The sequence below is a fragment of the Pseudomonas sp. RA_15y_Pfl2_54 genome (assembly GCF_963971015.1).
In the GTDB taxonomy this organism is placed as follows: domain Bacteria; phylum Pseudomonadota; class Gammaproteobacteria; order Pseudomonadales; family Pseudomonadaceae; genus Aquipseudomonas; species Aquipseudomonas baetica_A.
Genome location: NZ_CAXAPN010000013.1, coordinates 1 through 13,216 on the forward strand (window position 1 = coordinate 1; position 13,216 = coordinate 13,216).

Annotated in this window: 11 protein-coding genes and 1 pseudogene; 4 read left to right on the forward strand and 8 right to left on the reverse strand. The window is 59.4% G+C overall.

All coding sequences use genetic code 11. The features are described from left to right. Positions 1-155: 155 nt before the first annotated feature. The 6 genes and pseudogenes from AACY50_RS11435 to AACY50_RS11460 form a co-directional block, all read right to left on the reverse strand. Positions 156-1,490: an imelysin family protein gene (locus AACY50_RS11435; protein WP_339434077.1), complete on the reverse strand. Its 1,335-nt coding sequence runs from the start codon at positions 1,488-1,490 to the stop codon at positions 156-158. Between the two features lie 208 nt (positions 1,491-1,698). Next, positions 1,699-3,750: a putative bifunctional diguanylate cyclase/phosphodiesterase gene (locus AACY50_RS11440; protein WP_339434076.1), complete on the reverse strand. Its 2,052-nt coding sequence runs from the start codon at positions 3,748-3,750 to the stop codon at positions 1,699-1,701. A 488-nt stretch (positions 3,751-4,238) separates the two neighbouring features. Beyond that, positions 4,239-4,370, reverse strand: a pseudogene (locus AACY50_RS11445) (IS110 family transposase); the annotation flags it as partial. 119 nt (positions 4,371-4,489) lie between these two features. Further along, complete coding sequence (locus AACY50_RS11450; protein ID WP_095191553.1) at positions 4,490-5,086, reverse strand: superoxide dismutase; 597 nt, start codon at positions 5,084-5,086, stop codon at positions 4,490-4,492. A gap of 176 nt (positions 5,087-5,262) precedes the next feature. Further along, the gene (locus AACY50_RS11455) at positions 5,263-5,865 is read right to left on the reverse strand and encodes a LysE/ArgO family amino acid transporter (protein WP_339434075.1); all 603 of its coding nucleotides are present in this window, start codon (positions 5,863-5,865) and stop codon (positions 5,263-5,265) included. Between the two features lie 5 nt (positions 5,866-5,870). Continuing rightward, complete coding sequence (locus AACY50_RS11460; protein WP_339434074.1) at positions 5,871-6,272, reverse strand: ACT domain-containing protein; 402 nt, start codon at positions 6,270-6,272, stop codon at positions 5,871-5,873. A 95-nt stretch (positions 6,273-6,367) separates the two neighbouring features. Here AACY50_RS11460 and AACY50_RS11465 point away from each other — a divergent pair, with 95 nt between their 5' ends. The 4 genes from AACY50_RS11465 (at position 6,368) to AACY50_RS11480 (ending at position 10,265) form a co-directional block, all read left to right on the forward strand. After that, positions 6,368-7,261 (forward strand): LysR family transcriptional regulator ArgP, encoded by an 894-nt coding sequence (locus AACY50_RS11465; protein ID WP_339434073.1) that lies wholly within the window; start codon positions 6,368-6,370, stop codon positions 7,259-7,261. A 54-nt stretch (positions 7,262-7,315) separates the two neighbouring features. After that, positions 7,316-8,308 (forward strand): NAD-dependent epimerase/dehydratase family protein, encoded by a 993-nt coding sequence (locus AACY50_RS11470; protein ID WP_339538577.1) that lies wholly within the window; start codon positions 7,316-7,318, stop codon positions 8,306-8,308. A gap of 116 nt (positions 8,309-8,424) precedes the next feature. Continuing rightward, on the forward strand, positions 8,425-9,279 hold the full coding sequence (locus AACY50_RS11475; RefSeq protein ID WP_339434071.1) for an ATPase: 855 nt from the start codon (positions 8,425-8,427) through the stop codon (positions 9,277-9,279). Positions 9,280-9,416: 137 nt separating this feature from the next. Continuing rightward, positions 9,417-10,265, forward strand: coding sequence for a cache domain-containing protein (locus AACY50_RS11480; RefSeq protein ID WP_339434070.1), 849 nt, complete (start codon positions 9,417-9,419; stop codon positions 10,263-10,265). A gap of 32 nt (positions 10,266-10,297) precedes the next feature. Here AACY50_RS11480 and AACY50_RS11485 read toward each other — a convergent pair whose 3' ends face one another. Together AACY50_RS11485 and pobA are read right to left on the reverse strand one after the other, a co-directional pair. Next, positions 10,298-11,815 carry an MDR family MFS transporter gene (locus AACY50_RS11485; protein WP_339434069.1) on the reverse strand — a complete coding sequence of 506 codons (1,518 nt, stop codon included), beginning with the start codon at positions 11,813-11,815 and terminating at the stop codon, positions 10,298-10,300. A gap of 79 nt (positions 11,816-11,894) precedes the next feature. Then, complete coding sequence (pobA, locus tag AACY50_RS11490) at positions 11,895-13,088, reverse strand: 4-hydroxybenzoate 3-monooxygenase (RefSeq protein WP_339434068.1); 1,194 nt, start codon at positions 13,086-13,088, stop codon at positions 11,895-11,897. Between the last annotated feature and the right edge of the window lie 128 nt (positions 13,089-13,216).

The following is a 13,216-nucleotide window of genomic DNA, read 5'->3' on the forward strand; positions in this document are numbered from 1 at the left end:
CCAGTTGATGGCGCTAATGGGCTGAAAGGCCTTTTTTCGTCTGTTGCCCGCACAAAAACAAACGCCCCGAACAAGTCGGGGCGTTTTGTTGGGCCTTCATCAGTGTGTTTTCACACAGTCTGCGAAGGTCGCCTTTTTCAGTCAGACAAGCGTGATCAGAATTCGTGATCAGCGCTGTCCGGGTTCAGGTCGGTGATGCCCAGCTTGCCGGCTGCGGCTTCGATCGAACCGGTCTGCTTGACCAGCGAGGCGATGGCGTCGCGCACGATCTGGTTGCCAGCGGTATTACCGGCGGCGATCAATTGGTCGTAGTGCTCACCCTTGTTGGCGTGGTCGACCATGACCTGGATCTTGGCTTCGGTCGCAGCCAGATCGGCTTTCAACGCGGTGTCGGCAGCCGGGTCAGCCTTGGCCACCAGCGACGACAGGCTGGCGCCGGTCATTTTGGTGCCGTCAACACGGGTGTACTCGCCCAGGTAAACGTTACGAACGCCTTTGGCATCGTAGAAGTGCGAGTTGTGGGTGTTGTCGCTGAAGCAATCCTGTTCGTCTTCAGGGGAGTTGGCTTCCAGGGACACCTTCATGCGCTCGCCCGCCAGTTCGCCCAGGGACAGGCTGCCCATACCGAAGAGCATTTTGCGCAGGCCGTTTTCGCCGGGTTCGGCTTCCAGGGTGGCGCGGTAGTTGTCAGCCACGTTCGGCTTCCAGTTACCGACCATTTCTTCCAGGTCGCTGACCAGCAGTTGGGTCACGGACTTGAGGTAGGCACGACGACGATCGTTGTGACCGCCGGTAGCGCCAGCGCCTTCCAGGTAGTCGGAAGCCGGGCGGTTGCCCGCGCCAGGACCGGTACCGTTCAGGTCCTGGCCCCACAGCAGGAATTCGATGGCGTGGTAGCCGGTGGCAACGTTGGCCTCGGAACCGCCCAGCTCGTTCAGGCTGGCGAGTTTTTCCGGGGTGATGTCTTTCACGTCGACCTTGTCTTCGCCGACCTGCACTTCGGTGTTGGCGATGATGTTGGCGCTGGCGCCCGGATTACCCAGTGCGTGTTCGTAGGATTTGTCGACGTAGTCGATCAGACCCTCGTCCAGTGGCCAGGCGTTAACCTGACCTTCCCAGTCGTCGATGATGGTGTTGCCGAAGCGGAACACTTCACTCTGCAGATACGGAACGCGCGCGGCGACCCAGGCAGCCTTGGCGGCGTTCAGGGTGTCGGCGTTCGGCTTGGCAAGGAACGCATCGACGGCGGTTTGCAGGGTTTTCGCGGTGGATTCGGCATCGCTGTAAACGGCGAAGACCATGTCGGCGTAATGCGCGACCACAGCCTTGGCGGCGGCGTCGTCGATTTTAGCGGCGGCGGCAGGAGCAGTGGTGCTGGCGGCTGGAGTCGGCGTGGTCGGGGCGGCGGGCTTGTCTTTGCCTTCGCCGCAACCGGCGAGGGAAATGGCGATGGCCAGCAGACTGGCGGTAGCCAGAGGCATACGAATCATGGCGAACATCCTGCTTCGGTAGTTGAGTGGACTCGCGCTGGGAGCGCAAAACTGCGACATAATGCAAATCTTTCGCATTATCTGTAAAGGGATGTGCCTGGAAATATTTCTTATTCGTGTATTGAGATCAAACGATCGCAGCCTCTTGGCATTCTGCAGCTCTTGCAGGCGAATGGGATTCACGAGAGCTGCCGAAGACTGCGATCTTTTAAAGGATGGCCGCGTTGCTGCGTTGCGCCTGCTTGAGGTAGGCGCTCAACTCGCGCGCCGGTAGCGGTTTGCTGTAGTGGTAGCCCTGACCTTCGTGACAGCCTTCGGAAATGATGTACGACTCCTGCTCGGCGGTTTCCACGCCTTCGGCAATCACCTGCATGCCCAGGCTCTTGCCCAGTTGAATGATCGCGCGAACGATGGTCGCATCGTCATCGTCATCCAGCAGGTCCTGGACGAAGCTCTTGTCGATCTTGATCTTGTCCAGCGGCAGACTTTTCAAATAACTGAGCGATGAATAACCAGTGCCGAAGTCGTCGATGGCAATCAGCGCGCCGGAGCGGCGCAGGCTCAGCAAATGCTGGGCGGCGGTGCTGATGTCTTCCATCAGGCCGGTTTCGGTGACTTCCAGCTCCAGACTGCGCGGTGGCAAGCGGTACATCTGCAGCAGATTGTTAACCACCCGCGGCAATTCGGCGTGGTGCAGTTGCACGGTGGACAGGTTGACCGCCATGCGCAGGTCGACAAAGCCCTGATCGTGCCATTCGCGCAATTGCTTGCAGGCCTGATCGAGCACCCATTCTCCGATGGCGATGATCGTACCGTTCTGTTCGGCCAGCGGAATGAACAGGTCGGGCGGGACCAGACCGTGTTCAGGGTGTTGCCAGCGAATCAGCGCCTCGACGCCAACCACACGGTGATCGCGGTAGCTGATCTGCGGTTGATAGACGAGGTAGAACTGATCGCGCAGCAAGGCATCGCGCAGGTCTTTTTCCAGTTCGCGACGGCGACGCATCTCACTGTCGACGCTGGCGATGTAGAACTGATAACGATTGCGCGAGCGGGTCTTGGCCAGGGTCATGGTCTGTTCGGCCTTCTGCAACAGCTTTTCGGTGCTGTCGCCGTCCTCCGGGAACAGGGTGATGCCGATGGTCGCACGCAGGCGGATTTCCTGGTCGTCGAGGGCGAACGGCGCCTCCAGATCATCAAGAATGCTTTGTGCCAGCTCCGCCGCTTCATAAGGCTGTTCGATATCGGCCTGCACCAGGGCGAACTGGTCGCCACCCAAACGGGCGAGGGCACCGAGGCGGCCGCTGTGGGCGCGCAAGCGATCAGCCAACGCCAGCAACAACTGATCGCCGGTCTGGTAGCTGAACTGTTCGTTGATACCTTTGAAATCATCCAGCCCCACGCACAACACCGCGACGCGGCGTTGCAGTTTGCCGGCGTCGACGAGGATCTTGTCCAGTTGCTGCTGCAGTTGCTGACGGTTTGGCAGACCGGTGAGGAAATCGTATTGGGCCATGCGCAGCAGGCTGTTCTCGGCTTCGTGGCGCAGGTGGGTATTGCGTTCGATGGATTCGAGCAACTGGTTGGCGGTGTTGATCCAGACTCCCAGTTCGTTTTTCTCGTGGCCCTTGAGTTGCGGAATCTTGTGTTCGCTGGGGCGATCGGGGTTGATTTCGGTCAGATGCTCGATGATCCGCGACAGCGGTTTGGTCAGCAGCCAGTGATAGACCAGATAAAGCACCAGGCCCATGGCCAGGGCACGCAATACACCGGAAATGAAAATGATCACCGAACTGACGATAAAACTCTCGCCATAGGTCGCGGTGTCGAGGGTGATGCTCAAGTCGCCGTAGTACTCGCTGTAGGGACCGCGACCCACCAGTTGCGTGGTGAAGGTGCGCTCCTGACCCAGAATCAGGTCGGTCAGCCAGCGGCTGTTGGAATGCTGCAACTCACGGGATTTTTGCGCGAGCATCGCTTCATTGGGATGGCCGATGGAGGCCTGGCGCACGGCGTCGTCCTGGAACAGGCCTTCGATCACCTGCATGCCCATCTCCCGATCCAGGCTGTACACAGCCTGAGTGGAGGGGTCGCGGAACATGTCGAGGATCCGTTCGGCGTCACCGACAACGGCCTGGCGTGTTTTATAGGCATCGAAAACAATTTGCGCGCAGCTCAAGACCACGCCCACGATCAATGCCGACAGGAGCACGACCCGGAGCAACTTCACCGACAAGCTGTTCTTGAGTTCCAGCTTCAAAGGGTTATTCCTTGTTCCGTGCGGGTAGCGTCAAGTTGCCGTGAGTATTGGCAATCCGGTGTTGGCAGTCAAAGGGACAATCAGGTCCAGAAAAATTTGCCCAGGGCCTGGGCCGACAGGCTGCTGACTAGAGTATTAGTCCTATTTGTACTGTGTCGGTAGTTTTGGCCCTCAACTTGAGCGTTGCGGGACATTTTTTCCTTTTTTGATGTTAGCCCTCTGTGCAAGGTCGGCAAGTGGCGGCAGCCCGCATTAAATGTGAGAAAAGCGCTATCTCCTGCCTGAATCAAAGGCATAAAAATGTATGGTCAGCCCATCTCCTGCAACCTCATGGGCTGTTTTCGGTAAAGCTGGCTTGCGCTAATGTATCCGGGCTCATTGTGAGCGTTGCTGCAACAACGCTCGACCCTCGATGAGTAGCCGCTCCCGACTGTCCTGAAAAAACCCTCAGCCTCTAAAGCTGATTTTTATGCCAGGTTCTCAGGTACCTGCGCCAATGTGCTGAGCAATTGGCCGCGGTTGGTTTTCTTGCGCAATACCTGATGACCTTTGGCATCCTGGCCATGCAGGTGGAAACTGTGTTTGCCAATGTCGATACCGAGAAGCGTTATCGTATTCATGAGAGATCCTCCGCCGAAAACGAGAAAAGCCCTGCAAGCGTAAACCTGCAGGGCTTCTCGGTCAGGCTGACCATCTCATTAAACCCGGCATCAGCCGGGTTTCTTCTCTGGCGCGCAGCTTAAGCGGTGAAGGTTTTGCCTTCGAACTGCTCAGCGACGAACTTCCAGTTGACCAGGTTCCAGAACGCTTCGACGTACTTGGGACGAACGTTGCGGTAGTCGATGTAGTAAGCGTGTTCCCAAACGTCGCAAGTCAGCAGCGGGGTGTCGCCGCTGGTCAGCGGGTTGCCGGCGCCGATGGTGCTGGCCAGTGCCAGGGAACCGTCAGCCTTTTTCACCAGCCAGCCCCAGCCGGAACCGAAGGTGCCGATCGAGGTTTTGCTGAACTCTTCCTTGAACTTGTCGAACGAACCGAAGGCTGCGTTGATTGCATCAGCCAGCGCGCCGGTTGGTTGACCGCCGGCGTTTGGCGCCAGGCAGTTCCAGTAGAACGTGTGGTTCCAGACCTGAGCGGCGTTGTTGAAGATGCCGCCCGAGGAAGACTTGACGATTTCTTCCAGGGTCTTGCCTTCGAACTCGGTGCCCGGCACCAGGTTGTTCAGGTTCACGACATAGGTGTTGTGGTGCTTGTCGTGGTGAAATTCCAGGGTTTCCTTGGAAATGTGCGGCTGCAGGGCATCGTGTGCGTAAGGCAGCGGCGGCAATTCGAAAGCCATGATGATTCTCCTAATCAGGTCTGTTGCGGTGAGCGCAAGGCCGATCACGGGCGGCCAGAAATGCGACGACGAGTTTTTACTCTTTGCGGCGCAGGGTTCGGATCATAGCACCGGGGTTGCGGCTTAACCACGCAACAACTGTGTGGGATAGAGGTTCCAGAGCCTTTTGGAATAAATCACGGAGCGAGTATCAATTGTCCTGCCACCGCGAACATCATCACCGCCACCAGCAGATCGAGGATCCGCCACGTACTCGGCCGGGCCAGCCACGGCGCGAGCCATGCCGCCCCCAGCGCCAGCGTGAAAAACCACAGCAACGACGCACTGGCGGCGCCCACCACATAAGCGCCCGGCACCGATTGTTGGGCGCCAAGAGAGCCGATCAACAACACGGTATCCAGATAAACGTGCGGGTTGAGCAAGGTCACTGCCAAGGCGCTGAGCATCACTGCCCGCAGCGAGCGCACGGTCTGGTTTTCGCTCTGATCCAGGCGCTGTTTCGAGAACGCCCGGCGTAGCGCCTGGCTGCCGTACCAGATCAGGAACACCGCGCCACCCCAGCGCGCCACCGCCAGCAATGTCGGGTTTTGTGCCAGTACAGTGGCAAGGCCGAACACCCCGGCTGCCACCAGCAGCGCGTCGCAGGCAACGCAGAGTGCGGCGACCGGCAAGTGATGCTCACGACGCAGACTTTGTGCCAGCACAAAAGCATTCTGGGTGCCGATCGCCATGATCAGCCCCAACGCCACCAGCAACCCGTTCACATAGCTTTGCCACATAGAATTCACTCCGCGTTGGCTGCGAGATCGCGCAGCACGTGCATGGCGCGTTCGGCGTCGGCCTGACCGACAAACAGGTGATCGTGGTAGTAACCGGCGATCACGTTGCAACTGATCCCGGCCTTGCCCAGTGCGGTGGCGAATGCGGCAGTGAGGCCGACGGCTTCGAGCGCCGAGTGCACGTTGAGGGTGATCCACGCGGCCACGTAATCGAAACTGAAGCCGGCCTGTTCGGCCAGCGAGCGTTGCAGAATCACGGTCAGACCTTCTTGTTCACGAAAGCAGCCGACAATCTCCAGGCCAATTGGCAGTTGCCCGTCGGGCAAGGTGCAAAACACATAGTCGCCGGCGTTGAGCTGCGGGCTCATGCTGCGCAGCAGAGTCGAGAGTGAGGTTTCGCCAGCCATGGAAAGGTCCTTGAGAGAGAGTGCTTGCTGGCTATTCTCCAGTCGGACGCGTTATAAGAAAAACCAATAATGCTGATCGCTCATTAGGAAAAATGATGTTCGATTACAAATTGCTGTCTGCTTTGGCCGCCGTGGTCGAGCAAGCCGGATTCGAGCGCGCGGCGCAGGTGCTGGGCCTGTCGCAATCGGCGATCTCGCAGCGGATCAAACTGCTTGAGGCGCGGGTCGGCCAACCCGTGCTGGTGCGCGGTACGCCGCCGTCGCCGACCGAAATTGGCCGGCGCCTGCTCAACCATGTGCAACAGGTACGTTTGCTTGAACGTGATTTGCAGACCCTTGTGCCGGCGTTGGATGAAGAAGGTTTACCCGAGCGACTGCGCATTGCGATCAATGCCGACAGCCTCGCCACCTGGTGGGCTGAAGCCGTGGGGGATTTCTGTGCCGAACAGCATTTGTTGCTGGATCTGGTGGTGGAGGATCAGACCGTCGGCCTCAAACGCATGCGCGCCGGTGAAGTGGCGGCGTGTGTTTGCGCCAGCGAGCGGCCGGTGGCCGGCGCCCGCAGCGTCTTGCTCGGCGCCATGCGGTATCGCGCGCTGGCCAGCCCGGCGTTCATCGCCCGGCATTTCCCCGATGGCGTGCGTGCCGAACAACTGCCGCGCACCCCGGCGCTGGTGTTCGGCCCGGATGATTTTCTTCAGCATCGCTATCTCGCATCACTGGGTGTCGATGGGGGATTCGAGCACCATTTGTGCCCATCCTCTGAAGGTTTTATCCGCCTGACTGAAGCCGGGCTCGGTTGGGGGCTGGTGCCGGAACTGCAAGTGCGTGAGCAATTGCAACGCGGTGTACTGCGCGAACTGTTGCCAGATAAACCGATCGACGTGCCGCTCTACTGGCATCATTGGCGCAACGGCGGTCAGTTGCTGGGCTTGCTGACCGAGCAATTGGTGCGATCTTCGCCACAATGGCTGGTGCCGTTGGACTGACGGCCAGCGTCAAGACACACGAATCAGGCAAATCGAAAGACAGCGGAGCTTTACATGAAAATTCTGGTCACCGGCGCAAGCGGCTTCATTGGTGGACGCTTTGCGCGTTTCGCTCTGGAGCAGGGCCTGGATGTGCGGGTCAACGGCCGCCGGGCCGAGAGCGTCGAGCACCTGGTCCGCCGTGGCGCCGAGTTTGTCCCTGGTGATCTGACTGACCCGGATCTGGTGCGCGAACTCTGCACCGACGTCGAAGCGGTGGTGCATTGCGCCGGTGCCGTCGGGCTGTGGGGGCGCTATCAGGATTTTCATCAAGGTAACGTGCAGATCACTGAAAACGTTGTCGAGGCCTGCCTGAAGCGACGGGTTCGACGGCTGGTGCATTTGTCGTCACCGTCGATCTACTTCGATGGCCGCGACCACCTGAACCTGACCGAAGAACAAGTGCCAAAGCGCTTCAGGCATCACTACGCGGCGACCAAATATCTGGCCGAGCAAAAGGTTTTCGGCACGCAGGAATTCGGTCTGGAAACCATCGCCCTGCGCCCGCGCTTCGTCACCGGTGCCGGCGACATGAGCATCTTCCCGCGCCTGTTGAACATGCAGCGCAAGGGCCGTCTGGCGATCATTGGCAATGGCCTGAACAAGGTCGATTTCACCAGCGTGCAAAACCTCAACGAAGCCATGCTCAGCAGTTTGCTGGCCGCCGGTTCCGCGCTGGGCAAGGCCTACAACATCAGCAACGGTACGCCGGTGCCGCTGTGGGATGTGGTCAACTATGTGATGCGCAAAATGGAGATCCCAGAGGTCACCCGGTATCGCTCCTACGGGCTGGCCTACAGCGTGGCCGCGCTCAATGAAGGGGCGTGCAAGCTCTGGCCGGGACGTCCGGAGCCGACGCTGTCGCGGCTGGGGATGCAGGTGATGAACAAAAATTTCACCCTCGACATCAGTCGCGCCCGGCATTATCTGGACTACGATCCGAAAGTCAGTCTGTGGACCGCCCTCGACGAGTTCTGCGGTTGGTGGAAAGCTCAGGACATTCGTTGAAACGAATCGGCCGACCGGCAATGAACCGCACTACAGGTTGAGGGTCAATCCCTGCGGCTGTGGGGTTTATACTTCGCCCCCATCTGCCATCACCGCGTTTCACAAAGGTTGCCTCAATGTCCATGCGTAATGATGCCCACGACGATTTCGATGATGTACCGAGCCTGCGTGCCGACACTTTCGACGACGATGACATTCCGACCACCGCCCGCACCTCCGTGCACTCGCGTACACCGCCCGTGGTCAAGGTCAAAGCGGCAAGCACCGGGCCTTTGTGGGCGCTGGTTGGCGCATTGTTTTTCGCCTTCATCGGCCTTGCCTGGTGGAGTTTTCAGCAGATCTCGCTGATGGAGCAGCAACTGGTCGCAACCCAGGAAAGCTTCGCGCGCATCAGCGAAGAAGCGGCGGGGCGCCTGCAGGACATTTCCGGCAAGGTCGTCGCCAGTCAATCCAACGTCACCAGCGACAGCGAAGCGTTGAAGCTGCAGATCAAGCAACTGGAAGGCAAGTTGCTCGATCAGAGCAAACAGCAGCAGGGCGTTGCCGGCCAGACCAGTGAACTGGACAAGCGTCTGGCACAGATGAGCGCCCAGACCAGCGAGCAACAAAACGCCAACAGCCAGTTACAGGCACAGGTCAAAGCCCTGAGTACAGAGCTGACCACGCTGAAAAACGCCCCGGCCGATACCAGCAAGGTCGACGCCCAGCTCAAGGGTTTCGATGCGCAGCTCAAGAGCCTCGGCGCGGACATCGCCGCACTGAAGAAACAGGGCAATCCGAGCGCGGCAATTGATCGACTGGAGCAGGAAATCGTCGTTCTCAAAAGCGAACAGGACAACCGCCCGGCAGCACCGCAAGGTGCCGCCAATACCGCTGAGTTCGATGCGTTCCGTCGCCAGATGACCCGCAACATCAACACGCTTCAGGCGCAGATCCAGAACTTGCAGCAGCAGATCAATGCCCGGCCTTAAAGCTTGATCAAACGTGTGGCGAGTGGGCACGTTCCCTCGCCACAGCACGGTGTAATCTCCAGAAACCTTCTGAATGTCCCTGCATCATCCCAAGCCGTCTACGCTCTTGAAACACCAACAAGAACGAGGGATGCGCTATGGGTTTTTTGCATAAAGTGGCCTGGCTCGGCGTGATGCTCCTGGCCGGGTTCGGCCAGGCCAACGCCGCGACCACTGCCAAGGATGACAGCCAGGCCGCCATCGCCTTGCTGGAAAAAGCACTGGCCTACTACCACGACAACGGCGACAAGGCGTTCGCCGCGTTCAGTCGCCAGGGTGAGTTTGTCGACAAGGACCGCTATGTGTTTGTGGTCGACACCAAGGGCGTCATGCTCGCCAGCGGCGGGCCCTCGTCGGCGTTGATCGGCCGTGATGTGAGCGAGGTGCTCGGGCCGGATCTGCAGAAAGCCTTCAAAAATGCCTTGAAAGTGCCCGAGGGCAACGGCATCCAGCAAGCCGAGTACCGCTGGCAGAACTGGTCGGATGGCAAGGTCGAGCGCAAGCATGTGTTTTACCAGCGCATCGGCCAACGGATTCTGGCGGTCGGTTATTACCTGCCGCGGGCGTCGGCGGAGCAGGCGATGGCGTTGCTGAACAAGGCGGCTACCGATCTGGGCAAAGACGAGAAGGGCACATTGACGGCGATCAACTCGCTCAAGGGCGGCTATTTGCAGGATGACCTGTATGTGTTTGTCGTCGACCTCGATACCCGGCGCTATGTCGCCCACGGCACCAATCTGCGCTTGATCAATACCGACTTCAGCAAGGTCAAGGACCCGGAAGGCAAACCGGTGGGTGAGCCGATACTGGCGCTGATTGCCAAACAGGATGATGGCGAATACGAATACCGCTGGAAAAACCCGGTGACCGGCAAGGTCGAGGACAAGCATGCCTACCTGAAGAAGGTTGGCCATTTTCTGGTAGCGGTCGGTTACTACAGCCCTTGATCAGCCAGATCCTGTGGGAGCGGGCATGGCTGCTATTGGGTGCCGTGCTCTCTGCCGCGCAGCAAGTTGTTCGGCATCGCAATCGCCGCCGTCAGCCCCAGCAGCGACACCGCCGCACTGACCCACAGCAAATGCCGGAAGGTCACCGAAAGCTCCGCGCGCAAAGCGTTTCGAGCATCACCCGGCGCCGCGTTCAAACCATCAAGCAACACATTGCCCGAATGCCCCTCGCTCATCAGCGAACTGCTCGCCAGGTGGGCGAAACTGGAGTCCTGCAACAATGCCAGCAACAGCGCCGACATCAGCGCCACACCCACCGCGCCGCCGAGCGAGCGGAACAGGTTGGTGGTGCTGGTGGCCACGCCAATGTCGCGTTGCGCCACCGAGTTCTGCGTGCCTACCAGAGAGGTAGGGAACTGCATGCCGCCGGCAATCCCGCTGAGCAACATGAACACGCCGCTGAGCAGCGTGGCCTCTGGCGGACTGAAGGCCATGCCCAGGATCGAGATCGGCATCAACATCGCGCCGGTCAGAATCTGCGGTTTGTAACGACCGGTCACTGAGGTGCGACGCCCGGCAAAGTAGGCGCCGATCGGCAGCCCCATGGCCAAGGGCAGCAAGTGCAACGCGGCGCTGTCGGCCCCTGCACCGGTGACGCTTTGAAAACGCAGCGGCATCAGCACAATCAGCGAAATCGCCTGGAAACTGGTGAAGAAAATCGTGCACCAGCACAGCAGGGCGTTGCGGTTGGCGAACAGGTGCATCGGCAGCAAGGGCTCACGCGCGCGGCGTTCATGCCAGACAAACAGCGCCAGCACCAGCACCGCACACGCGAACAGCCCAAGCACTTCGCTGCTGCGCCACGAATGACCCTGACCGATCTGGGTGATGCCGAGCAACAGAGCGGTCAGGCCAATGATCATCAGCAATGTGCCGAGGTAATCGATGATCGGTTTGCGCTGCGGGATCGGCAGGCCGCGCAGGTTACGCCGCGCCACCCAATAAGCACCCAGGCCCAGCGGCAGGTTGATCAGAAACACCCAGCGCCACGACAGGTACTCGGTCATGTAGCCGCCCAACACCGGCCCGGCGACGCTGGCCACCGCGTACATGCTGCTGAAGTAACCCTGATAGCGTCCGCGTTCGCGTGGCGGCACGATGTCGCCGATGATCGCCTGACTGACCGAAATCATCCCGCCGGCCCCGATGCCCTGGAGAATCCGCGCCAGCACCAGTTGCTCCATGCTTTGCGCCATGCCGCAAAACAATGAGGCGAGGGTGAACAGGCCCATGCCGAACAGCATCAGTTTGCGCCGGCCATACAAATCACCGAGCTTGCCGTAGATCGGCACCGCCACGGTCATCGCCACCATGTACCCGGAAATCACCCAGGCCAACAGGTTGACGTCTTTGAATTGGGCGGAAATGGCCGGCATCGACACGGCGACGATGGTCTGATCCAGTGCGCCAAGAAAGATCGCCATCATCAGCGCGACCAGCACGCTGCGAATGGCCGGTTTGGGCGTTTCGGGATGATTGAGATGGGGCACGAACAACACCTGCGGGCAGTGAGAGTCCCGCAAATGGCCAGGCGAGCGGGGAGGCTCGCCAGTGTAAGTCGGTAGGAAGCTATTCGATAGCCTCGTAAGGAAGTCCGACGTAATTTTCTGCAATGGTTTTTCGCCCTGCTTGCGAGCTGACAAAGTAGTCCAGTTCCGAGGCGCTGATGCGCTGGCTGAAATCATCGTGATCGTCGAAGCGATGCAGCATCGACGTCATCCACCAGGAAAACCGCTCGGCCTTCCACACCCGACGCAGGCAGATTTCGGAATATTTCTCGAGCAGGTCGACGCGTTCTTCGCGATAGACCTTCAGCAGAATATTGAACAGTGTGCTGACATCGCTGGCGGCCAGATTCAAGCCCTTGGCGCCGGTAGGCGGGACGATGTGCGCGGCATCGCCGACCAGAAACATCCGTCCGTATTGCATCGGTTCGACCACAAAACTGCGCAACGGCGCGATGCTTTTCTCGATCGACGGCCCAGTGACCAGGTTTTCTGCAAGCGCCACGGGCAGACGGGACTTCAGTTCATCCCAGAAGCGCTGATCGCTCCAGTCATCGACGTTTTCATCCGCCGGCACTTGCAGGTAATAACGGGTGCGAGTTGCCGAACGCATGCTGCACAGTGCGAAGCCGCGTTCGTGCCGGGCGTAGACCAGTTCTTCATGCACCGGTGGCGTGTCGGCCAGAATTCCCAGCCAGCCAAACGGATAAACCCGTTCGAAGACCTTCAGGCTGTCAGCCGGAATCGACTGCCGGGCGACGCCGTGGAAACCGTCGCAACCGGCGATGTAGTCGCAGTCGACGCGCCAGGTTTCGCCGTCCTTTTCAAAGGTGACAAAGGCTTCGTCGGTTTTCATGCCGTGAGGAACGACATCGATCGCCTGATAAATCGTCGGTGCGCCCGCGTCCCGACGAGCGGCCATCAGGTCGCGGGTGACTTCGGTCTGGCCGTAGATCATCACGGTTTTGCCGCCGGTCAACGCGTGCAGATCGATGTGCACCTGGCGCCCGTCCAGCGCCAGATCGAAACCGCCGTGAACCAGACCTTCGGCGTCCATCCGTTGACTCACGCCCGCCTGGCGCAACAGCTCTACCATGCCTTGTTCAAGCACGCCGGCGCGGATTCTGCCGAGTACATAATCGGGTGTCTGGCGTTCGAGGATGAGGGTGTCGATGCCAGCGTTGTGCAGCAACTGGCCGAGGAGCAATCCGGATGGACCGGCGCCGATGATGGCGACTTGGGTTTTCAGCGTTTTCATTGTTTTTATGACTCGCAAGCTTCACACGGCCAAGACCGTTGAATGATTTTTATGGATCGAGTGCTTGCATTTTTCCCTTGCGGGTCTGTCAATTGAAGGTGAAAACTGAGCCGATACCTGTACATTCT